The following is a 1,127-nucleotide window of genomic DNA, read 5'->3' on the forward strand; positions in this document are numbered from 1 at the left end:
CGGGCCACTGGTTGGCCTCCGCCAGCAGCACGGTGTCCGGGTACATGGCGTCGATCTCGCGGCGGACGCGCTTGAGGAAGGCGTGCGTGGCGGGCAGGTTCTCGCAGTTGGTGCCCTCGGCCGCGTAGAGATAGGGGACCGCGTCCAGGCGGTAGCCGTCGATGCCGAGGTCCAGCCAGAACTTCAGGGCGGCCAGGATCTCCTCCTGCACCGCCGGGTTCTCGTAGTTGAGGTCCGGCTGGTGGGAGAAGAAACGGTGGAAGTAGTACTGGCCGCGCACCGGATCGAAGGTCCAGTTGGAGGCTTCGGTGTCGACGAAGATGATCCGCGCGTCCTCGTACTGCTTGTCGTCGTCGGCCCACATGTAGTAGTCCCCGTAGGGGCCGTCGGGGTTCTTGCGGGACTCCTGGAACCACGGGTGCTGGTCGCTGGTGTGGTTCATGACGAAGTCGATGATGACGCGCATGCCCCGGTGGTGGGCGGCGTCGACGAACTCCACGAAGTCGGCGAGGTCACCGAATTCGGGGAGTACGGCGGTGTAGTCGGAGACGTCGTAACCGCCGTCACGCAAGGGGGACTTGAAGAAGGGCGGCAGCCAGAGGCAGTCCACGCCCAGCCACTGCAGATAGTCGAGCTTGGCGGTCAGACCCCTCAGGTCGCCGACGCCGTCGCCGTCGCTGTCCTGGAAGGAGCGGACGAGCACCTCGTAGAAGACGGCGCGTTTGAACCACTCGGGATCCCGGTCCTTGGCGGGAGTGTCCTCGAAAGTGTCCGGCACGGGGTCGTTGACAGTCATGACGCTGAGGGCCCTCCGCTCTGTGGTGTCGATCGCCCGATGTGGAGCACGTGCGCGGGCGCCCGGCCGGGCGTGAGGCGCACGTAGTTGGTGCTGCCCCAGTGGTAGGTCTCCCCTGTCAGTTCGTCGTGCACGGACAGGGCAGCGTTCCGGTCCGGGCCGAGTTGCGGCATGTCCAACGAGACCGTGGCTTCCTGGGTGTGGTGCGGATCGAGGTTGACGACCACGATGACCGTGTCCTGCCCCGTGCTCTTGCTGTAGGCGAGCACCTGGTCGTTGTCGGTGTGGTGGAAGCGGAGGTTGCGCAGGCGCTGGAGCGCGGGGTGCCGCC

General features: G+C 66.4%; 2 protein-coding genes. Both read right to left on the reverse strand.

The genetic code is table 11. The features are described 5' to 3' along the window. Positions 1 to 796 (reverse strand): alpha-amylase family glycosyl hydrolase (locus tag AQI88_RS42215; protein ID WP_244184657.1); only part of this gene is annotated, 796 nt, incomplete at its 3' end. Next, positions 793 to 1,127 (reverse strand): alpha-glucosidase C-terminal domain-containing protein (locus tag AQI88_RS44615; protein WP_208616105.1); only part of this gene is annotated, 335 nt, incomplete at its 5' end. The genes AQI88_RS44615 and AQI88_RS42215, both read right to left, overlap by 4 nt.

Source organism: Streptomyces cellostaticus, from assembly GCF_001513965.1.
In the GTDB taxonomy this organism is placed as follows: Bacteria; Actinomycetota; Actinomycetes; order Streptomycetales; family Streptomycetaceae; genus Streptomyces; species Streptomyces cellostaticus.